General features: G+C 72.6%; 19 protein-coding genes. 5 read left to right on the top strand and 14 right to left on the bottom strand.

Annotation, left to right across the window (positions count from 1 at the left end; genetic code table 11):
- The first annotated feature begins 36 nt into the window (after positions 1-36).
- The gene (locus DEJ23_RS02945; RefSeq protein ID WP_111238786.1) at positions 37-525 is read left to right on the top strand and encodes an SRPBCC family protein; all 489 of its coding nucleotides are present in this window, start codon (positions 37-39) and stop codon (positions 523-525) included.
- A 21-nt stretch (positions 526-546) separates the two neighbouring features.
- On the opposite strand, the gene sufU is transcribed toward DEJ23_RS02945, so the two are convergent.
- From sufU to DEJ23_RS02915, 6 genes are all read right to left on the bottom strand, one after another.
- Complete coding sequence (gene sufU / locus DEJ23_RS02940; protein ID WP_111238785.1) at positions 547-993, bottom strand: Fe-S cluster assembly sulfur transfer protein SufU; 447 nt, start codon at positions 991-993, stop codon at positions 547-549.
- On the bottom strand, positions 990-2,285 hold the full coding sequence (locus DEJ23_RS02935) for an aminotransferase class V-fold PLP-dependent enzyme (protein ID WP_111239020.1): 1,296 nt from the start codon (positions 2,283-2,285) through the stop codon (positions 990-992). The genes sufU and DEJ23_RS02935 overlap by 4 nt, the downstream gene beginning before the upstream one ends.
- A gap of 75 nt (positions 2,286-2,360) precedes the next feature.
- Positions 2,361-2,573, bottom strand: coding sequence for an Rv0909 family putative TA system antitoxin (locus tag DEJ23_RS02930; protein ID WP_111238784.1), 213 nt, complete (start codon positions 2,571-2,573; stop codon positions 2,361-2,363).
- 113 nt (positions 2,574-2,686) lie between these two features.
- Positions 2,687-3,982, bottom strand: coding sequence for a chloride channel protein (locus tag DEJ23_RS02925; RefSeq protein ID WP_111238783.1), 1,296 nt, complete (start codon positions 3,980-3,982; stop codon positions 2,687-2,689).
- Between the two features lie 100 nt (positions 3,983-4,082).
- Positions 4,083-6,212 carry an alpha-galactosidase gene (locus DEJ23_RS02920; protein ID WP_111238782.1) on the bottom strand — a complete coding sequence of 710 codons (2,130 nt, stop codon included), beginning with the start codon at positions 6,210-6,212 and terminating at the stop codon, positions 4,083-4,085.
- Positions 6,213-6,318: 106 nt separating this feature from the next.
- Positions 6,319-7,302 (bottom strand): magnesium and cobalt transport protein CorA, encoded by a 984-nt coding sequence (locus DEJ23_RS02915; protein ID WP_375342259.1) that lies wholly within the window; start codon positions 7,300-7,302, stop codon positions 6,319-6,321.
- Between the two features lie 111 nt (positions 7,303-7,413).
- Between DEJ23_RS02915 and DEJ23_RS02910 the strand changes: the two genes are divergently transcribed.
- Positions 7,414-8,235 carry a tryptophan-rich sensory protein gene (locus DEJ23_RS02910; RefSeq protein ID WP_258375228.1) on the top strand — a complete coding sequence of 274 codons (822 nt, stop codon included), beginning with the start codon at positions 7,414-7,416 and terminating at the stop codon, positions 8,233-8,235.
- A gap of 109 nt (positions 8,236-8,344) precedes the next feature.
- Here DEJ23_RS02910 and ald read toward each other — a convergent pair whose 3' ends face one another.
- The 3 genes from ald to DEJ23_RS02895 form a co-directional block, all read right to left on the bottom strand.
- Positions 8,345-9,445, bottom strand: coding sequence for an alanine dehydrogenase (gene ald / locus DEJ23_RS02905; RefSeq protein ID WP_111239017.1), 1,101 nt, complete (start codon positions 9,443-9,445; stop codon positions 8,345-8,347).
- A gap of 154 nt (positions 9,446-9,599) precedes the next feature.
- Positions 9,600-10,619: an AraC family transcriptional regulator gene (locus DEJ23_RS02900; RefSeq protein ID WP_111238781.1), complete on the bottom strand. Its 1,020-nt coding sequence runs from the start codon at positions 10,617-10,619 to the stop codon at positions 9,600-9,602.
- Between the two features lie 48 nt (positions 10,620-10,667).
- Complete coding sequence (locus DEJ23_RS02895; RefSeq protein WP_258375227.1) at positions 10,668-11,630, bottom strand: sugar-binding transcriptional regulator; 963 nt, start codon at positions 11,628-11,630, stop codon at positions 10,668-10,670.
- Between the two features lie 190 nt (positions 11,631-11,820).
- Between DEJ23_RS02895 and DEJ23_RS02890 the strand changes: the two genes are divergently transcribed.
- Positions 11,821-13,563 (top strand): glycerol-3-phosphate dehydrogenase/oxidase, encoded by a 1,743-nt coding sequence (locus tag DEJ23_RS02890; protein ID WP_111238780.1) that lies wholly within the window; start codon positions 11,821-11,823, stop codon positions 13,561-13,563.
- 118 nt (positions 13,564-13,681) lie between these two features.
- Here DEJ23_RS02890 and DEJ23_RS02885 read toward each other — a convergent pair whose 3' ends face one another.
- Positions 13,682-14,338, bottom strand: coding sequence for a histidine phosphatase family protein (locus tag DEJ23_RS02885; RefSeq protein ID WP_111238779.1), 657 nt, complete (start codon positions 14,336-14,338; stop codon positions 13,682-13,684).
- Between the two features lie 28 nt (positions 14,339-14,366).
- Positions 14,367-14,489: a type B 50S ribosomal protein L36 gene (gene ykgO, locus DEJ23_RS02880; protein ID WP_058743312.1), complete on the bottom strand. Its 123-nt coding sequence runs from the start codon at positions 14,487-14,489 to the stop codon at positions 14,367-14,369.
- 61 nt (positions 14,490-14,550) lie between these two features.
- Between ykgO and DEJ23_RS02875 the strand changes: the two genes are divergently transcribed.
- The gene (locus DEJ23_RS02875; RefSeq protein WP_111238778.1) at positions 14,551-15,588 is read left to right on the top strand and encodes a GTP-binding protein; all 1,038 of its coding nucleotides are present in this window, start codon (positions 14,551-14,553) and stop codon (positions 15,586-15,588) included.
- 57 nt (positions 15,589-15,645) lie between these two features.
- On the opposite strand, the gene DEJ23_RS02870 is transcribed toward DEJ23_RS02875, so the two are convergent.
- Positions 15,646-17,148: an MFS transporter gene (locus tag DEJ23_RS02870; protein WP_111238777.1), complete on the bottom strand. Its 1,503-nt coding sequence runs from the start codon at positions 17,146-17,148 to the stop codon at positions 15,646-15,648.
- Positions 17,149-17,338: 190 nt separating this feature from the next.
- On the opposite strand from DEJ23_RS02870, the gene DEJ23_RS02865 reads away from it, so the two are divergent.
- Entirely contained in the window at positions 17,339-17,884 is a 546-nt protein-coding gene (locus DEJ23_RS02865; RefSeq protein WP_111238776.1) for a DinB family protein, read from the top strand.
- 121 nt (positions 17,885-18,005) lie between these two features.
- On the opposite strand, the gene DEJ23_RS02860 is transcribed toward DEJ23_RS02865, so the two are convergent.
- A complete protein-coding gene (locus DEJ23_RS02860) occupies positions 18,006-18,971 on the bottom strand; it encodes a sugar-binding transcriptional regulator (protein WP_111238775.1) in 966 nt (321 codons plus the stop codon).
- A gap of 52 nt (positions 18,972-19,023) precedes the next feature.
- Positions 19,024-19,830 (bottom strand): GolD/DthD family dehydrogenase, encoded by an 807-nt coding sequence (locus DEJ23_RS02855; RefSeq protein WP_111238774.1) that lies wholly within the window; start codon positions 19,828-19,830, stop codon positions 19,024-19,026.
- Positions 19,831-19,936 lie beyond the last annotated feature (106 nt).

Genomic DNA, 19,936 nt, shown 5'->3' with positions numbered 1-19,936 from the left:
GTGTGACGCGCGGGCGGGCCGTGGCAGCATGGCGGCGTGCCCATCGTCGAGTCCCGCTGCGTCGTTCCCGTCCCCGTCGAGGTGGCCTTCGCGGTGTCCCAGGTGCAGGGACCGGTCCGGAAGCGTTGGGACCCGTTCATCCGTCGACAGCACCTCATCGGCGCCGACGCGCCGGCGAAGGGCGTCCGGACCTCTACCGTGCAGCGCACGGGCCTGCGGATGGAGAGCGAGTACGTCTCGTACAACCCGCCGTCGAACGTCGGCATGAAGATGACGAAGGGCTCGTGGTTCTTCGAGAAGATGGGCGGCGGGTGGCGCTTCACGCCGGTCGAGGACGACCCCGGCCGGACACTCGCCGTCTGGCGCTACAACTTCACCTGTCGCCCCGCGTGGCTGGCCCCGCTCGCCGAGCGGATCGGCGTGTTCGTCCTGCAACGGGACATCGATCGTCGCATCGCAGGGTTCGCCCGCGGGTGCAGCGACCCGGTCGTGCTCGCGCACGTCGGCGCCGCCCCCACCGACTGACCCGAGGGTCGCCCTGGTGCGTCAGGCCGCTGTCGCCTCACGCGCCGCGGCCTCGGCGGCGACCCACGCGAGCATCCCGCACTTCACCCGCATCACGAACTTGGAGACGCCGTGGAAGGCGACGAGGTCCTCGAGGACGTCATCGTCGGGTTCCCCGGCCCCGCGCGACCGCATCATCGTCCGGAACGCTTCGGTGAGCTCGAGCAGCTCGGGGACGGTCCGGCCGACGGCCATGTCGGTGAGCACCGACGCGGACGCCATCGAGATCGAGCAGCCGTCGCCCTGCCACCCGATCGCGGCGATGCGGTCCGTGCCGGGCTCGAGGCGGAGGCTGACGGTGATCTCGTCGCCGCAGGTCGGGTTCCGCTCGAAGTGCGACGCATCGGCGTCGTCGAGCACGACGTCACCGTGCCGGGCCTTCGCGTGGTCGAGGATGACCTGCTGGTACAGCGAGTCGAGCCCGGTCACGAGGCCGCTCCGAAGTAGCCGCGGACCTCGCCGACGGCCGCGAGGAAGCGGTCGACGTCCTCCTCGGTCGTGTAGACGTACGTGCTCGCGCGGCTCGTCGCGACGAGCCCGAGCCGACGGTGCAACGGTTGTGCGCAGTGGTGCCCGGACCGGACGGCGATGCCCTGGGCGTCGAGGTACTGCGAGACGTCGTGAGCGTGCACCCCGTCGACGTCGAACGCGACGAGCCCGGAGCGCGGCACCCCGGCGGGCGGACCGACGACCCGGATCCCCGGCACCGCGGCGAGGCCGTCGAGCATCCGACGGGCGAGGTGCTCCTCGTGCGCGCGGACGCGCTCCATGCCGATGCGCTGCAGGTAGCGGACCGCCTCGGCGAGCGCGACGGCCTGGGACACCGGCTGCGTTCCGGCCTCGAACCGTTCGGGCGCGGGCATGTACTCCGACCCCTCCATCGTCACGGTCGTGATCATCGACCCACCGGTGCGGAAGGGCGGCAGGGCGTCGAGGAGCTCGGCGCGGCCCCACAGGACGCCGATGCCGTTCGGCCCGAGCATCTTGTGCCCCGAGAAGGCGGCGAAGTCGACGCCGAGGCCCTGCACGTCGACGGGTCGGTGCGGGGCGGACTGGCAGGCGTCGAGGACGACGAGTGCCCCGTGCGCCCGGGCAGCGCCGACGACGGCCGTGACGGGGGCGATCATGCCGGTGACGTTCGACACGTGCGCGAACGCGACGACCTTGGTGCGCTCGGTGATGCGGGAGACGGCGTCCTCGGCGGACCACGTGCCGTCGTCGGCGACGGGCACCCACCGCAGCGTCGCACCGGTCAGCGCCGCGAGCTCCTGCCAGGGCACGAGGTTTGCGTGGTGCTCGGCCTCGGTCACGAGGACCTCGTCGCCGGGGCCGATGCGGAAGCGCTCGGCGTCCGGTCCGCCACGTCCGCGACTGGCGTTGGCGATGCCGTACGCGACCAGGTTGAGGGCGTCCGTGGCGTTCGCCGTCCAGACGACCTCGGTCGGAGCGGCCGCGCCGATGAAGCCGGCCACCGTGGCTCGCGCGTCCTCGTACGCGTCGGTGCTGCGCGCCGCGAGGGTGTGCGCGCCACGGTGCACGGCCGCGTTGTCCTGCTCGAGGAACCGACGCTCGGCGTCGAGCACCTGACGCGGTCGTTCGGCGGTCGCGCCCGAGTCGAGGTAGGCCAGCGGCTGCCCGTCGACCTCCTGCTGGAGGATCGGGAAGTCCCGCTTGATCGCGGCGACCTCGGACTCGGTCAGCGGCTGGTTCGGGGCGAGCACGGTCACCACTCAATCGTGGTCCGTGATGCTCCCGGCGTCCAATCGCCCACAGCGGACGGACCCGGCGCGGGAACGCTACTGGTTGCCGATGTGCTTGTCGGCCTGGTCGCGAGCGCCGTCGATCTTGTCGTCGTGCTTGCCGCCGGTGGCCTTCTTCACGGCGTCGGCGACGCCGTCGAGGACCTTGTCGCTGACCCCCTCGGCCTTCTCGCTCTTCAGGGCGTCCTGGACCTTGCCGTCCTGCAGGAGCCGCTGTGCCTTCTTCGCGATGTCGTCGAACCCTGCCATGCTGCCTCCTCGTCGTGGTGCGGGCCGGTCGCCCGCGCACGGCCGATGGTAGGCCGCCGCCGCGCCCGCGTCCGGGGAGAGCGGCGACCGACAGCGGCTCGGACCGACGGCGTTCAGGCCATCTGCGCGCTGCGCCGGCGTGCGAGCAGGTACCCGACCGCGACCGAGCCGGTGATCGCGAGGAGCGACGGGATGAGGATGTCCGTGCCCTCCTGCGTGAACTCGACGACGAGCACGAGGGCGGTGAAGGGCGCCCGCATCGTGGTCGCGAGGAAGGCCGCGGCGCCGACGAACGCGAAGGCGGCGAGGCTCGACCCGTCAGCGGGCCAGAGCAGCACCCAGAGCCCGCCGAGCGCAGCGCCCACCGCCGATCCGATGGCGATCGACGGCGTCAGCGTCCCACCGACCGCGCCGGCACCGATGGTCGCCGAGGTCGTGATCGTGCGGATGACGCCGAGGAGCAGGAGGAAGACGATCGGCGACAGCCCGGCGAACGTCGGCGTCTCGGTCGTGGCGTTCATCGCGACGAGGCCGAGCGCGCGCCCGTTGCCGAGGATCTCCGGGAACGGCACGGCGATCAGGCCGACCATCGCGAACACGACGGGCAGGACGACGAGCAGGTGCCAGCCCTTCGGCGCCATCCCCTGCAGACGGTTGGTCAGCTTCACGAAGCCGACCCCGGCGAACCCGAGCAGCGGACCGACGACGAGCGCCCAGACGAGCAGCGACGGCGACATGTGCATCGCGGGCACGTGGTACAGCACCTCGTCCGGGATCACGAGCCGCGCCGTGAACGCGGCGATCGCGCTCGTCGCGAAGGCCGGCAGCGCGGTCGCGAACGTCAGCTCGCCGAGCAGCACCTCGACGGCGAAGAGGGCCCCGCCGAGCGGCACGTCGTACACCGCGGCCAGGCCGGCGGCCGCTCCGCAGGCGACGAGGATCCGAGCCTCGCGAGCGGTCAACCCGGCGCGGGCGGTGACGAGCTGCGACAGCCAGGCGCCGATCTCCCGCGGCGCGACCTCCTTGCCGATGGACGCGCCGAGCCCGACGGCGAGGATCTGCACGCCGGCGTTCGCGACGGTGGCGAGCGCGGGCATCCGCTTCCCGCCGACCGCGGCCGTCACCGACACGACCGGCTTCGCCCAGCGGCGGAGCGCCCACCAGGCGACGCCGGTGAGGACGCCGGCCGCGGTCAGGGCGAGGAAGCGGCGCATCCCGGACGACGCGTCGGCCGCCTCGAGGTGGCCGCCGAACGGGTACCCGAAGGCGACGAACTGGATGGCCTGCAGGGCGAGCCAGACGAGGATGCCCGCGACGCCGCCGGAGATCCCGACGAGCGCGGTGATGACGGCGAGCTTGAGGGCCCAGACCGGCGTGGTCGTGCGTGTCGCGTTCCCGGTCTGCGGCATGACCGGAAGCCTAGCGGCCCGCGTGCCGGGCCACGGGACGGACGGGAGGCGCGGGTCGGGTCCGGCGCGCCCCTCCCGTCCGTCCGCTGGTCGCGTCGGCTCAGACGGCCGTCACGCGGAACGGCACCACCCAGTCCGCCGGCACGAGCGGCGGCTGCAGGCCGACCTGCTCGAGCGCGCGCCCGCTGAAGACGCGGTCGCCGGACCACCAGGCCGGGGCCTGCACACCGGGGCCGTCGCCGACGACCACCGGGTCGACGCGGTACCGGGTCTCCGGGTCGAGGCCGCGGAGGACCACCCGGCCGACGCCGGACACCTCGGACCGGCCCGTGCTCGCGACGAAGAACGCGGCCGCTCGGCGGTCCTCGGCGACCACGCCGTACACCAGGCGCGTCGGGTCGGCCTCGTCGACCCGGACGAGCCGGCCGCCGTGGAGCAGGGCACGCCACTCCTTGTGCAGCGCGATCCAGGACGCGAGCGCGCGTTCCTCGTCCTCGGTGGCGAGCGCCAGGTCCCACTCGATGCCGAGGTGCCCGATGAGCGCGGTGCCGGCGCGGAACGACACGTCGTGGAACCGCCCGGTGGTGTGGTTCACCCCGCTCGCGACGTGCGCACCGAGGAGCTCGGGCGGCAGGAGCTGCTGCGTCCACCGGTGCATGTGCTGGCGCTCGTACGGGTCGATGTCGTCCGACACCCAGACGCGGTCGGTGTGCTCGATCACCGCGAGGTCGACGCGGGCGCCCCCGGAGGAGCAGGACTCGATCTCGAGCGACGGGAACCGCTCCTTGAGCGTCGCCATGAGGCGGTAGGTCGCCAGGGTCTGCTCGTGCACCGCCGCGCCGCCGCCGGGGTGCCCCGCCTCGACCAGGTCGCGGTTGTGGTCCCACTTGACGTAGTCGATGCCGTACTCGTCGATGATCGCCGTCATCCGCTCGAGCACGTGGGCGTACGCCTCCGGGACCGCGAGGTTGAGCACCTGCTGGTCGCGTGAGCGCACGGGCAGCCGGCCGTCGGCCTGCATGATCCACTCCGGGTGCGCGCGGGCGAGGTCGCTGTCCTCGTTCACCATCTCCGGCTCGAACCACAGGCCGAACTCCATGCCGAGCGCACGCACCCGGTCGACGATCGGGCCGAGGCCGTCGGGCCAGACGTCCTCGTCGACGTACCAGTCGCCGAGGCCGGCGTGGTCGTCGCGGCGGTTCCGGAACCAGCCGTCGTCGAGCACGTACCGCTCGACCCCGAGCCGCGCGGCCCGCTCGGCGAGGTCGGTGAGGCGGGCGAGGTCGTGGTCGAAGTAGACGGCCTCCCAGACGTTGATCGTCACCGGACGCGGGGACGAGGGGTGCTGGGGCCGGCTCCGGAGCCATCGGTGGAAGCGGCCGGCCTGGTCGTCGAGGCCGTCACCCCACGCGCCGTACACCCACGGGCCCTCGTACGTCTCGCCGGGGGCCAGCCGGACCTCGCCGGGCAGCAGGAGCTCGCCGCCCCCGGCCACCTGGCGACCGGTCGCGAGCCGCTCGGCGAAGTGGCGGTGGTTGCCGCTCCACGCCGTGTGCACGCCCCAGACCGCACCGCGGGCGAAGCCGAAGCCGCGCTCCCCCACGCTCAGCACGGTGGCGGCGTCGGAACCGGTCCGTCCCTTGCGGCTGTCGCGCTCGTGGGTGCCGACGACGAGCTCGCAGCGCTGCGGGGTGCGCTCCTTGCCCCAGCGGCCGGCGAAGTCGAGGACCTCGCGGGCGCGGGACGGCACCGGGAACGCGATGGTCAGGTCGTCGACGGTGTAGACCCCGTCGGCCGCGTTGGTCACCGCGGCGCGGGCGCGGACGAGCCCCGAGACGAGCACCTCGACGGTCAGTCGGACAGCGAGGCCGGCGGTGGTGTCCTCGGCGTCGGCGACGACGCGGTCGTCAGCGACCTCGAGCGCCGTGACCGTGAAGGCCGGCGACCAGTCCCGACCGTCACGGTGGCCGGAGAGTCCCGGCCGCCCGGTCCAGCCCCGGTGCGGTTCCGGCAGCAGTGCGAGCCGGACGGGGACGTCGACCTCGTTCGGGGCGACCGGTGCGACGTCGGCGTCGGCGAGCGCGACCAGTTCGGTCTGTCCGAGCGGCCCGAGGGCGGCACCCCAGTGCACCACGGCAGGGAGCGCCCGGTCACGACAGTCGAGGACGAGCGACACGCCCCCGGCGCTGAGGTGGACGAGGTCGTGCGAGGTCGGCGTGGTGGTCGGCATCGTTGCTCCGGTCGGCGTCGTTGACGTCACGAGCCTGGTGGCCGGCGGACGCTCCCGCAACGCGACTCGCGCTGGACGATCAGAACCGGCGCTTCCGCCCGGACGATCAGAACCAGCGCTTCACCTTGAACACGACGAACAGCACCACCGCGAAGAGCACCATCGCGAGGATGGAGAGCGGGTAGCCCCACGTCCACTGCAGCTCGGGCATGTGCGTGAAGTTCATGCCGTAGATCGCGGCGATGAGCGTCGGGGCGAACAGGATCGCCGCCCAGCCGGAGATGCGCTTCGTGTCGTCGTTCTGCTTCTGCGCGGCCAGGGTCGAGTCGACCGTCAGGGCGTTCTGCAGCAGCTGCCGGAAGGTGTCGAGGCGTTCGACCGTCCGGATCACGTGGTCGAGCACGTCGCGGAACCGCCGCTGCAGCTCCACCGGCAGGTGGTACTTCTCGGCACCGCGGTGCAGGTTCTCGATCATGCCGATGAGCGGTCGAGCCGCGCGCTGGAAGTCGACGACCTCGCCGAACAGTTCGTAGATGCGCCTCGACACCCCGGTCACACCGGCGAAGAGCTGGTCCTCGATCTGGTTGATGTCCTCCTCGAGGCCGTCGATCACCGGTGCGTAGCCGTCCACGATCGAGTCCATGAGCGCCCAGAGCTGCGCCTGCGGGCCGGCGGTGACCAGTCCGGGCTTGCCGCTCATGCGGTGCAGCGCTCGCGGGACGGCCTGCCGACCGCGTGGGTCCGCCGCGACGACCGCCAGGAAGAAGTCCCGACCGACGAACGCGTGCACCTCACCGAACTCGACCTCCTCGGCGCCGTCGTGGTAGACCGCGGGCTTGAGCACCGTGAACAGCGTCGAGCCGTAGCGCTCGAGCTTCGGACGCTGGTGCCCCTCGGCGGCGTCCTCGACGGCGAGCTCGTGCAGGCCGAGGGCGACCGCGACGTCCCCGAGCTCCTCGGCGTCCGGTTCGTGCAGGACGATGCACGCGCTGGCGCCCTGCTCCCCCACCATGCGGAAGGTCTCGTCGAGCGAGGGGCACGCCATCGGCGCGATCTGGTCGACGTAGACGGTGTTGAGCTCGACGGTCACGACGCCACCGTACGCATCGCTGGGTCGCTCCGTTCCTCGGCGGCGCCTCCCCGACCTGGGCGCGGGCTGCGTGGCGGACGCGGCGGCGGGCCTACCGTACAGGTCATCAGCATGCTGACGAACGGAGCGGACATGAAGAGGATCTGGAAGCGCATCGCGGTCGCGGTGAGCGCGGTCGCGGCGGTGGTCGGCGCGTTCGTCGGCTCGGGGGCTGCGGGCGGGACGCCCATCCAGGACGCGGCGGGAGGGGCGCTCTCCGCGTCCTCCACAGCGATCGCTCCGGACGGACCGGCGTTCTCCATCTGGAGCGTCGTCTACGTCGGGCTGATCGCGTACGCGGTGCGGCAGTTCTTCCGCACCGCCGACGACGAGCGCCACGAGCGCCTGGTCGTGCCCGCGGTGCTGTCCCTGCTGCTCAACGCGGCGTGGATCCTGTCCGTGCAGTTCGGGTTCCTGTGGGCGAGCGAGCCGATCATCGTCGCGCTGTTGGCCGTCCTCGCACGGGCGTTCGCGGTGCTGCGGCGCACCCGGCCGTCCGGCGCCGTCGAGGCGATCGTCACCGACGGGACGTTCGGGCTGTACCTCGGCTGGGTCTGCGTCGCGACGGCGGCGAACACCGCAGCGGTGCTGACGGCCGCGGGCTTCCGGGGCTTCGGGCTCGGGCAGGACGTCTGGGGCGTGCTCGTCGCCGCGGTCGCCGGCCTGGTCGGGGTGCTCCTGGCGGTGTGGGGCGGCGGACGGCTCGCCCCTGCGGTCGCACTGTCCTGGGGCCTGGCGTGGGTCGCGGCCGGCCGGCTCGACGGCCCGCTCGTCTCGGTGCCGACAGCGGTCGCGGCGGTCATCGCGATCGCGGCCGTCGTGGTCGTCACGCTCGCGGCGCGCACCCGCGCGGGCTGGGCCGGTGGGCGGCGGCCGGTGCCGCGCGCGGCGTGAGTCAGGGGCGTGGGGGCTGCCGCCGTGCGCCGCGGCCCGTCGGTCCCGGCCCGTCGGCACCGGCCCGTCGGCGGCGGCCCGTCGGCGCCGGCCCGTCGGCGCCCGCCGGTCAGTGCGCGGCGGTCGCCAGGCCGTGTGCGGCGGCGACGGCCTCGTTGACGACCCGGCCGGCGTGCACGTTCACGCCCCTCGCGAGCGCCGGGTCGGCGGCGGTCGCCTGCTCCCACCCCTGGTCGGCGATCGCCAGCGCGTACGGCAGCGTCGCGTTCGTCAACGAGATCGTGCTCGTGCGCGGTACCGCTCCCGGCATGTTCGCGACGCAGTAGTAGACCGTGTCGTGCACGCCGAACGTGGGCTCGTCGTGCGTGGTCGGCCGCGAGCCCTCGAAGCAGCCACCCTGGTCGATGGCGATGTCCACGAGCACCGCACCCTGACGCATGTCGGCGACCATCGCGTCGGTGACGAGCTTCGGCGCCGACGCCCCCGGGATGAGCACGGAGCCGATCACGAGGTCGGCATCGCGCAGTGCGTCGGCGATCGCGTGGGTCGAGGACCGCAAGGTGGTGATCCGTCCGTCGAACCGGGCGTCGAGCGCACGGAGGCGCGGCAGGCTGATGTCGAACACCGTGACCTCCGCGCCCAGGCCGAGTGCCATCGTCGCGGCGTGCTCGCCCGCGACACCGCCGCCGATCACGACGACACGGCCCTTCGGGGTACCCGGCACGCCGCCGAGCAGGAGTCCGCGACCCCCGTTCGTCCGCATGAGCTGGTGCGCGCCGACCTGGACCGAGAGCCGACCCGCGATCTCGGACATCGGGGACAGCAGCGGGAGCGAGCGGTCCGGCAGCTGCACCGTCTCGTAGGCGATCGCCGTGGCCCCGGAGGCGACGAGGGCATCGGTGAGCGGACGGTCCGCCGCCAGGTGCAGGTAGGTGAAGAGCACCTGCCCGGGGCGGATCGAGTCGTACTCCGAGACGACGGGTTCCTTGACCTTGAGCACGAGCTCCGCGCGCTCCCAGACCTCGGCCGCCGTGTCGACGACGGTGGCACCGGCAGCCAGGTACTCGTCGTCGGAGAAGGACGACCCTGCACCGGCGCCGGCCTGCACGAGCACCTGGTGTCCGTGCAGGGCGAGCTCGCCGACGCCCGCGGGCGTGGCGGCGACGCGGTACTCGTTGTTCTTGACCTCGGTGGGCACGCCGATCAGCATCACGGACTCCTTCGTGGGCGGTGCAGGTACGGTCCACGATGCGCCGTCGTTCGCTCCGGCCGCACCTCGGCCGAACATCTGCAAAACCGACGCGGATTCTGTGCGATCGTGTTCGGCGGGAGCCGTGCTCCGAGCCGACGCACCGAACCCTCGCTCAGCGTGCGCGCAGCGACTCGCTCGGCAGCTCGCCGAAGCGGGCCCGGTAGGTCGCCGAGAACCGACCGAGGTGGCCGAACCCCCAGGCCCGGGCGATGTCCGCGACGCTCGTCTCGTCGCGGTCGCCGCGGAGCAGGTCGCCGCGGGCACCGTCGAGCCGGACACTGCGGAGCAGGTCGCCAGGGGTCTGGTCGAGGTGCCGGCGGAGCGACTGCTGCAGCCCGCGCGGGCTCAGCCCGGCGGCGGCAGCGATCTCCGGTGTGCCGATCGGGTCACGCGCGTGGGCGTGCACGTACTCCAGCGCCCGTCGGAGCCGGACGTGCTCCGGGCCGTTCCCCGTCACCGATGACTGCCAGCGGTCGCGGTGTGGGAACGCCTCGACCGCGGCGGTGGCGAAGGCGTCGACGATGCTCCGCTGTGTCGCTGCTCCGAGCTCGCGGTCGACGTCGAGCCAGGTCGACGCGTGGGCTCGGACGGCCGACTGCCACGTCCGGATGCCCTCTGCCGTCGGACGACGCATGGCCTCGAACGCGAAGTCGGGGTCGCCGACGACGGACCGCACGTGGTCGCGGTCGAGCTGCACCAGGTTGAGACCGATGTCACGGTGGTGCAGTTCGTACGCGTCGGGCAGCACGACCGGCACGCCCGGCTCGAGGTCGACGGACCGGCCGCCGAACGTGATGGTGCTCGACCCGGAGCGGAGCCAGGCGATGATGACCTGGTCGTCCACGACGCTCTCGGTCCGCAGGTCGACCAGGAACCGCGACGATCGGAGGGACATGAGCTCGTCGCCGACGCCCGCGAAGTCCCAGTGGGTCCGCTGCCGCGTGCGTCGGACGCGTGGTGCACGGAAGTCGTAGTCGCCGGTGAAGAAGGACAGCGCCTGGTCGACGTCGCTCCCGACGATGCGTCGCGAGGAACGGCTGTCGCTGCGGCGTCCGCCGTCACGGAGCGGCGACACCGACGGGACGGAGCGCTCCGACACCGACGAACCGCGGGTCTCGTGGGAAGGCACCATGCACCAGAACCTACGTGGGGCCACCGACAAGGAAGGTCACGACCTGACTCAGGGCTGCAGGATCGCCTGCCCCACGCTCTCGTCGAGGATGAGGTCGGTGACCAGGCCCGCGGCCAGTGCACCCTTGAGCGACGCGGCCTTCGAGCGACCGGCGACGACGCACACCCGTCGTGGCGCGCGCTTGATCGTGTCGAGGTCCGGCGCCCCGGCCCGCGCGTTCACCCCGATGTCCTTCCACGAGCCGTCGGCCCGGTAGAACACCGTCGAGACGTCCCCGACGACCCCGGCCTCGGCCAGTTCGTCGCGGTCCTCCGGGTCCAGGTACCCGCCGGAGTACACGTGCGAGGGCACCGGGGCCTGCGGTGCCCCGACACCGAACACGACCAGGTCCATCCGCTCGTGCAGGTCGAGCACACGGCGGATCGACCGTTCGCGGAAGAGCATCTCCTTCGTCGCCGGGTCGTCGAAGAACGCGGGCACGGGGAACTGCTGCACGAACGCGCCGTACGCCTCACCGAAGCGCCGCAGGATCTCGGACGCGTAGACGATCCCCGTCGTCCGGGTGTTCGCGGCGCCGTTGATCTGCACGACGGTGGAACCGTGCGTGGTCTTCGGCACCAGGTACCGGCTGACGGCGCTGACGGTCGACCCCCACGAGATCCCGACCACCATGTTCGACTCGACGTACTGCGTCAGAATCCGGGCCGCGCTGAGCGCCACCCGCTCGAGCCGGTCGACGTCGCTCGTGTGGTCCGGCACGGGGACGACGTGCGCGTGCACCCCGAAGCGCGCCCGGATGTTCCGGCTGAGGGCCGCGGCCTGGTCGAGCGGCGAGCGGATCTGGATGTCGACGAGCCCGGTGTCCCTGGCGTACTTGAGGAGCCGTGACACGGACGAGCGCGACGTGCCGAGCTCGTCGGCGATCGCGTCCATGGTCAGGTCCTGCAGGTAGTACAGGTGCGCTGCGCGCAGCGCCTGCTGCGTGCGCATCGGCTGCGCTGCGTCACTCATGGGAATCGAGCATGCACGGACGTGCACGGCCTCTGCAACCCCTGTCGCGCCTCCCGGCCGTCGCTCGCGCGCGTCACGCACCGCGGGACACCTGTGCTGCACGTTCGTGCACACGAGTTGCCCGACCTCTCACTCAGGCGCACCATCGGAGTCGTCCCCCACGGAACCGACCCAAGGAAGCGACGCACCAATGTCGAAGAAGACGCAGCCCCGGAACACGGTGACCGCGCTCACCGAGCGCCCGAACGCACAGGTCCTCATCGTCGGTGGCGGCATCAACGGCATCGCCACCTTCCGCGACCTCGCCCTGCAGGGCGTCGACGTCGTGCTCGTCGAGCGCGGCGACTACGCCGGCGGGGCCTCGGCCGCGTCGAGCCACATGATCCACGGTGGCATCCGCTACCTCGAGAACGGCGAGTTCCGCCTCGTGCGCGAGAGCGTGCAGGAGCGCAACGGCCTCATCCGCATCGCACCGCACTACGTCAAGCCGCTGCAGACGACGATGCCGATCTTCTCGACCTTCTCCGGCATCATGAACGCCCCGCTGCGCATGCTCACGCACAAGCAGCGCTCGACGAAGGAGCGCGGCGCGGCCCTCATCAAGATCGGCATGACGATCTACGACTCCTTCTCGCGCGACGGCGGTTCGGTACCGAAGCACCGCTTCCTCACCAAGAAGGCGGCGCTGGCGGACATGCCGGCGCTCAACAAGGACCTCAAGTACACGGGCACGTACTACGACGCCTCGGTCCACGAGCCGGAGCGCCTGGCGCTCGACGTGCTCAAGGACGGCCTCGCGGCCGCGCAGGGCACCGGCGAGGCCGCGACCGCCCGCGCCGTCAACTACGTCGAGGCAGCCGGCACCCGCGACGGCGGCGTCCTGCTCCGTGACCGCGAGACCGGCGACGAGTTCGTCTTCACCGCCGACGTCGTGGTCAACGCATCCGGCCCCTGGACCGACCTGACGAACGAGGCGTTCGGCGGCGAGACGAAGTTCATGGGCGGCACGAAGGGGTCGCACATCGTCGTGCACAACGACGAGCTGCTCGAGGCGACGAAGGGCCGCGAGCTGTTCTTCGAGAACAACGACGGCCGCATCGTCCTCATCTACCCGCTCAAGGGCCGCGTGCTCATCGGCACGACCGACATCGACGCCGACCCCTCGCAGCCGGCCGTGTGCACGGAGGAGGAGGTCGACTACTTCTTCGGCCTCGTGGAGCACGTCTTCCCGCAGATCGAGCTGACCCGCGAGCACATCGTCTACCGCTACTCGGGCATCCGCCCGCTCCCCCGCCACGAGGACACCGCCCCCGGCTTCGTGTCCCGCGACTACCGGATCGTGGACACCCCGATCGCGGGTCTGCCGGACACCACCGTGCTGAGCCTGGTGGGTGGCAAGTGGACGACCTTCCGCGCGCTCGCGGCGCACCTGTCGAGCGACGTCACGACGAAGCTCGGCGTGGCCCGCAAGGTCGACACGACCGGCATGCCGATCGGCGGCGGCAAGGACTTCCCGACCACCGACGCGCAGCGCGCGCTCTGGATCACGTCGCACCGCGACGGCCTGGACGAGTCCGTCGTCGCGGGACTGCTCGAGCGCTACGGCACCCGCGCGGCCGAGGTCGTCGACGCCCTGACCGACGGCCCGGTGGAGCCGCTCGAGTCCGACCCGTCGCTCACCCGCGCCGAGGTCGCGTACTTCGCGCAGCACGAGCAGGCCGTCCACCTGGTCGACGTGGTGCTCCGACGCACGAACCTGGCGTTCGTCGGCGGGGTCACGATCGACCTGCTCGACGAGCTGGCCGACGTGCTCGCCGACACCCTGGGCTGGACGACCGAGGAGCGCGCGGACGAGGTCCAGCGGACGCTCGACGTCCTGCGCGAGTCGCACGGCGTGATCGTGCCGCTGCACACGGCGGCGCAGCCCGCGTAGTCGGACCGGCAGGATCGCAAGACGCAACGTCGGCGGCTCCTCGCAGCGACACACCGCTGCGAGGAACCGCCGACGTTGCGTTTCGCGGATAGGGACGCGGTCTGGACGTGCGGTCGCGTCAGAACGCGTCGCCGGTCGGGTCCTGTGCGGTCCGGTCGACGAGGTCCTCGCCACCGACGGGCTCGCCCTCCCAGTCGACCAGCCGCCAGCCGTCCTCGAACGAGCCCTCGACCTCGACGATGCCGGTGTTCTCGAGGTGGCGCTGCGTGCCGAACTCGTCCGGCGTGTTCTGCGCGACCGCGCTCGCCCAGGTCCGGATCGCGGCGCCGTGGCTGAACACCGCCGCCACCTCGACGCCCGAGGCCAGGACCTGCCGCACGGCGTCGTCGTACCGCGCGAAGAACTCGTCGCCGCTCTCGCCCCCGGGCATCCTGCCGCTGCGGTCGCCGGCCGACCAGCCGTGCACCGTCGAGATGTACAGCTGCACCGACGTCCGGTCGCGCCGACCCTGCAGGTCGCCCGCCTCGATCTCGCGCAGCCCCGGCAGTTCGACGGGATCGAGCCCGAGCGCGGCCGCGAGGGGCGCTGCAGTGACGTGCGTCCGGACCATCGACGACACGAAGAGCCGCTCGATGCCCCGGTCGGCCAGTGCCCTCGGCAGTGCGTCGGCCTGCTGCTGTCCGAGCTCGGTCAGCCCGGGGCCGGGCACCTCGGCGTCGAGGACACCGTTCACGTTCGCGGGGGTCTGGCCGTGTCGGATGAGCAGGAGTCGCATGGGCCCACCCTACGGACGCCCCGTGGTCTCATCCCTGACGGGCCTTCCAGCGGGGGTCCCGCTTGTTGATGACGTAGACGCGGCCGCGGCGGCGCACGATCTGCGATCCCGGGATCTTCTTCAGTGCCTTGAGCGAGTTGCGGACCTTCACGGGTTCTCCTCCTCCGTCACCGCCTCCTTGTTGAGAACGGTTTTCATGTAGGCTACCCGACATGCGTCCTGCCGCCACCACCCTCGTCTCCGCCCTGCACGAAGCCGACGCCGTCCGTGTCGCCGCACGGATCGGCAGCGGACACCGCATGCACGTCGCCAGTGACGCCCTGAGCGCGGCGCGGGGCATCGCCGGGCGTCGGGACCAGCTCGACCGCACCCTCCGGTCCGACGCGGACCACGACCTGGTGGTGACCCTCGCCCCGGAGGTCGACGTCCGCGCCGTCGGCATGATGCTCGCGAACGCGGCCCGCTCCGAGACCGGCGACGACCGCGTCCTCCGGCACGTGGTCGCGGTGCTGCGCGCGGACGACGTCGCGCACCTGCTCTGGTCGGACGTCGACGACGCCTTCGTCGCCGCCGAGCGCGTGGTCGCCCTCGTCGAGTACGCCACCGTGATCGCGCTCGATCGTGTCGAGCCGCTCTCGGGGCGGAGGCGGCGAGCCCTCGTCGCCCTGCTCCACCGCATGGCACCGCACGCGGTGATCGTCGCGGCCCCCGCACTGCGGGGTCCGCTCGACCTCCCGGCGTCGAACGGCGGAGCGGCCCGGCTGCTGGCCTCGGGTGCCGGGTGGATGCGCGCACTCTCGACCGACGGGGGTCGCACGGACACGGGACGCGACCCCCGTGACGACCTCGTGACCATGCGGTACCGCGAGCCGCTGCCCTTCCACCCGGGGCGCCTCGCAGCCGTCATCGCGGACGACCTGAGCGCGGGGACGAACGGGCGGGTCCTGCGCTCGAAGGGGTTCTTCCGACTGGCATCGCGCCCGGACCACGTCGGGTCGTGGTCGAGCTTCGGGGCCATGCTCGCGCTCGACCCCACCGCGAACCCGTCGTGGGACGAGGACGCCCCCGTCGGTCAGGCGATCTGGTTCGTCGGCGAACGCCTCGACGTGCACGCCGTCGAACACGCCCTCGACCGTGCCCTGCTCACCGCGGGCGAGCTGCTCGCGGGGCCCGACGTCTGGCGCTCCTGGGCCGACCCGTTCCCGGTCTGGCCGGCGCTCGACCCCTCGCACGAGCACCGGCACGACTGACCCGGTGACCACCCGACCGGACTCCTCATCCGGCGCGCGGCACCGGCCCGGCCCGGCTCAGCGCCGCACGGCCGCGTCTGCCTGGTCCTGCGCCGCGAAGGGCAGGTCCCCCAGGTCGAGGTTCGGGTTCGTGTCCTGCGTGAGCACGAGCTCGCGGGCCTCGGCCTCGGTCTCGACCGCGGGCATCGAGCCGGGCAGCGGCCGCTGCGAGGACTCGCGCATGCAGAGCACGCCGACCGCCCCGACGACGCTCATCGCCATGAGGAAGTACGCCGGTGCCAGCTGGTCGCCCGTCGCGGTGAGGAGCGCCTGCACGATGAGCGGCGTCGTCCCGCCGAACACCGCGATCGCGATGTTGTACGCGAACCCCATGCCGCCGTACCGGGTGGACGTGGGGAACAGCGCGGGCAGCGAGGCGGCCTGGTTCGACACCCACAGCGCGGTCATGAGCGCGAGCAGCCCGAGGCCGGCGAGGGTCGACCACTGCGCACCGTGTCCGATGAGCAGGAACGCGGGGACGACGAGCACGACCGTGGTGCCGGCACCGATCCACATCACGGTGCGCCGGCCGATGCGGTCCGAGAGCCGTCCGGCCACCGGGAGCATCACGGCGAGCAGCACGAGCACCGGGATCGTGAGCAGGGTGCCGTCCAGCGCGGAGTAGCCGAGCGAGTCCGTCAGGTAGGTCGGCATGTACGAGGTGAGCGCGTAGCCGACGGTGTTCGACGCACCGACGAGCATGATCGCGATGAGGATCGGCCGCCAGTGGTCGCGGACCATCACGAGGACGTTGGCGGGACGCCCGCCCTCGGCGGACTCGCGGTTCGCGGCGGCCGCCTCCTGGGCGGCCTGCGTCGCCTGGAACACCGGCGACTCCTCGATGCGCAGGCGGAACCAGATGGCGACGACACCGATCACGCCGGCGAGCAGGAACGGGAGCCGCCAGCCCCACGCGGTCATCGTCTCCTCGCCCAGCGCGACCTGGAGCGCGGTCACGACCGTCGCGCCGAGCGCGAAGCCCATGTAGCTTCCGAAGTCGAGGATGCTCGCGAAGAAGCCGCGTCGACGGTCGGGCGCGTACTCGGTGACGAAGGTGGTGGCCCCGGCGTACTCACCGCCGGTCGAGAAGCCCTGCGCGAGCTTGAGGACCACGAGGACGATCGGGGCGAGGGCACCGATCGTCGCCCAGGTCGGCAGCACACCGATGAGGAACGTGGACGACGCCATCAGGATCAACGTCGTGGCGAGCACCTTCTGCCGCCCGAGCCGGTCGCCCAGCCGGCCGAACACGATCCCGCCGAGCGGCCGCGCGACGTACGTCGCCGCGAAGACACCGAGGCTGAACAGGATCTGCACCGACGGCTCGGCCGTGGGCAGGAAGACCTTCCCCATCGTCACGGCGAGGTAGCCGTACACCCCGACGTCGTACCACTCCATGGTGTTGCCCACGACCATGCCGCTGACGGCGCGGCGCATCATGCTCCGGTCGACCACCGTGACGTCGCTCAGGCGCAGACGTCGTGGCGGGCGGGCGGTGGTACTGCTGGGGTCGGAACCCATACGCGATCTCCTCGGGGTGTCTGGTGCGCCGGTCGGACCGGCGCGGAACAGCCAGCAACGGTACCGAGCGACCGAAATGTCATCGGCAGGCGATTCACAGGCAACGGCGTGTCACCCGGAGGGGGGTCGGGGCGGATCCGCGCCCCGTCGCGGATCGGTCCGGAGGTCACGGGGCGGTAACGTCTCGGCTGTGGCGATCGAACCGGACACGAAGAACTGGACCTGGGTGATCGGGGCGGCCTGCCCCGACTGCGGCTTCGACGGGGCCGCGCTGGCCTTCCGCGACGTGCCCGACGTGATCGCCGAGAACACCGCCGCGTGGCCTGCGCAGCTCGTACGGACGGACGTCCGCGCGCGTCCGGACGACAGCACGTGGTCGCCGCTCGAGTACGGCGCGCACGTCCGTGACGTCCACCGGAAGATGGCGGAGCGCCTCCGTCTCGTGCTCACCGAGGACGACCCGGCCTTCCCGAACTGGGACCAGGACGCCACGGCCGTGGCGGACCGCTACGGCGAGCAGGACCCCGCCGTCGTCGCCCGGGAGCTCACCGAGGCGGCGCAGACGGCGGCAGCCGCCTTCGCGGCGGTCCCCGACGGTGCCCTGTCGCGCACCGGCCGCCGGTCGGACGGCAGCGTCTTCACGGTGGCGACCCTCGCCACCTACTACGCGCACGACCCCGTCCACCACCTGTGGGACGTGCGCCGCACCACGGAGCCGGCCGCGCGACCGGCGTGACCGGCCGACGGACGGGAGGCGCGTCCTGACGCCGCCCCGTGCCTCCCGTCCGGCCGGAGCGCGCGCCGCGGTCCGGCCGCATCAGCCCGTCAGCGCGTCAGCGCGTCAGCGCGTCAACGCGTCAGGCGAGCGCGTCGAGCAGGGCGCGCGCCGTGGCCGCGTCCGTCACCAGTTCGTTGATCATCCGGGCGCGGACCGCGCCGACGATGCTCGGCACCTTGGCAGCACCCACCGCCACCCCGACGGCGTGCGGCACACCGGCCAGCACCTCGCGCGACGTGCGCACCATGCGCTCGCTCCCCGGGAACTCGACGGGAGCGCCGTCGGGGGCGAAGAAGTTCAGGCAGACGTCCCCGGCGGCCTGGTCGAACACGGCGTCGTCGAAGGGGATGCCCCGCGCCAGTGCGTCGCGCGTCGGGGTGGGCGCGCCGATGCCGAGGACGGCGCCCTTCGCCCGACCCCAGAGCCCGACGACGTGCTGGAACGCCGGGTCCTCGTCGAGCGTGGCCCGCATCGCGGGCGACGGCAGGGCCTGGGCGAAGAGGAAGGCGGGGATCGCCCCGGAGTGCTGGGCCGCGGCCCGCGTGATCTCGTTCGTCTGGAACCACGGCGTCGGGTCCGTCTGCCCGCCGACCGTCGGCACGAGCTGGACGCCCGGGAGCGGGGGCATGCCGTGGTGCGCGACCTCGGACACCGTGCGCCCCGACGACATGAGGACGGCGTCCCCCGGCACGAGGCCCATGCCCTCGACCGCGGTCGCGATCGGCGCGGCCAGGTCGGCACCGAGCGTCGCCTGGTGTGTGACCGCGGTCAGGTGGACCGCCCGCAGGCCGAGCACGAGCTGCAGGCGCTCGGCCAGCGCCACGGTCTCGTCCTGGAACGGGTCGACGACCTCGATGCGGACGAGTCCCGCGCGACGTGCCTCGGCGACGAGCCGGCTCACCGTCGGGCGGGAGACCCCGAGCCGCGAGGCGATCTCGACCTGCGTGGCGTCCTCGAGGTAGTACATCCGCGCCGCCTGGTAGACGGTGTCGAGCGGGAAGCGGGCCCGGGCCCCCTCCGTTCCGGTGGTGCTCTCGGAGGACATGCGACGGGACCCTTCTCGTGCTCGACACTCGGATCGTAGTCCGGCCCGACGGTCAGCGGATCGTGAACCCGCCGTCCACCCGCAGGTCGGCGCCGTTCACCATGCCGGCGGCGTCGCTCGCCAGGAAGAGCACCGCGGCGGCGACCTCGGCGGGGGTCGCGAAGCGGCCGGTCGGGATCTCGTCCTGGTGCCGGAGGCCGGCGTCGTTCGCCCAGGCCGCACGACCGAGGTCGGTGAGCACGACGGTCGGCGACACCGTGTTCACCGTGACCCCGCGGCCGCCCCACTCGAGTGCGAGCACCCGCGTCAGACCGAGCACGCCGGCCTTCGAGGCGCAGTAGGCGGCGTGCCGGTCGAGGCCGACGTGCGCGGCCTGCGAGGCGATGTTCACGATCCGTCCGGCACCGGCGTCGAGCATGTGGCGGCCGACCGCCTGCGCGAGCCGGAACGTCCCGGTGAGGTTCACGTCGAGCGTGCGCGCCCACGCCCCGGTGCCGAGGTCCTCGGCGGCGTCGAGCGCGACGATCCCGGCACAGTTCACCAGCACCTCGACGGACCCCGCCGCGTCGAGGACCGCTTGCACGGCCCTCGCGACCGAGTCGTCGTCGGTGACGTCGCACGCGAGTCCGAGGTGCGCCCCGGCCGCGACCGCGGGCAGGTCGGCGGCGGCGGACGCGGCGGCGTCGGCGCGGACGTCCACGATCGCGACCCGGGCGCCGCGCTCGGCGAAGGCCCGGGCGACGGCATCGCCGATACCCGAGGCGCCGCCGGTGACGAGGGCGGTGCGGCCGGTGAGGTCGTTGGTGAGGTCGACGGTGGCGGGGCCCGGACGGAGGGCCGCGGCGAGGTCGGTGGTCATGGTCGCTCCCTTGCGAGTCGGTGGGTACCACGCCACCGTAGCAGTACGTGATGTTCTGGACTGGAGTACCGGATGGTGTACCGTCGTCGCGACCTGGCCGGACCCG

Origin of the sequence: Curtobacterium sp. MCSS17_008, assembly GCF_003234185.1 — a bacterium.
GTDB lineage: Bacteria > Actinomycetota > Actinomycetes > Actinomycetales > Microbacteriaceae > Curtobacterium.
This window is presented reverse-complemented; position numbering and strand designations above follow the sequence as displayed.

Coding starts and splice junctions, on each gene's coding strand:
- DEJ23_RS02930 (WP_111238784.1), bottom strand. CDS start 2,573: ATGGCAGGGTTCGACGACATCGCGAAGAAGGCACAGCGGCTCCTGCAG.
- DEJ23_RS02925 (WP_111238783.1), bottom strand. CDS start 3,982: ATGCCGCAGACCGGGAACGCGACACGCACGACCACGCCGGTCTGGGCC.
- DEJ23_RS02920 (WP_111238782.1), bottom strand. CDS start 6,212: ATGCCGACCACCACGCCGACCTCGCACGACCTCGTCCACCTCAGCGCC.
- DEJ23_RS02910 (WP_258375228.1), top strand. CDS start 7,414: ATGCTGACGAACGGAGCGGACATGAAGAGGATCTGGAAGCGCATCGCG.
- ald (WP_111239017.1), bottom strand. CDS start 9,445: ATGCTGATCGGCGTGCCCACCGAGGTCAAGAACAACGAGTACCGCGTC.
- DEJ23_RS02900 (WP_111238781.1), bottom strand. CDS start 10,619: ATGGTGCCTTCCCACGAGACCCGCGGTTCGTCGGTGTCGGAGCGCTCC.
- DEJ23_RS02895 (WP_258375227.1), bottom strand. CDS start 11,630: ATGAGTGACGCAGCGCAGCCGATGCGCACGCAGCAGGCGCTGCGCGCA.
- DEJ23_RS02890 (WP_111238780.1), top strand. CDS start 11,821: ATGTCGAAGAAGACGCAGCCCCGGAACACGGTGACCGCGCTCACCGAG.
- DEJ23_RS02885 (WP_111238779.1), bottom strand. CDS start 14,338: ATGCGACTCCTGCTCATCCGACACGGCCAGACCCCCGCGAACGTGAAC.
- DEJ23_RS02875 (WP_111238778.1), top strand. CDS start 14,551: ATGCGTCCTGCCGCCACCACCCTCGTCTCCGCCCTGCACGAAGCCGAC.
- DEJ23_RS02870 (WP_111238777.1), bottom strand. CDS start 17,148: ATGGGTTCCGACCCCAGCAGTACCACCGCCCGCCCGCCACGACGTCTG.
- DEJ23_RS02860 (WP_111238775.1), bottom strand. CDS start 18,971: ATGTCCTCCGAGAGCACCACCGGAACGGAGGGGGCCCGGGCCCGCTTC.
- DEJ23_RS02855 (WP_111238774.1), bottom strand. CDS start 19,830: ATGACCACCGACCTCGCCGCGGCCCTCCGTCCGGGCCCCGCCACCGTC.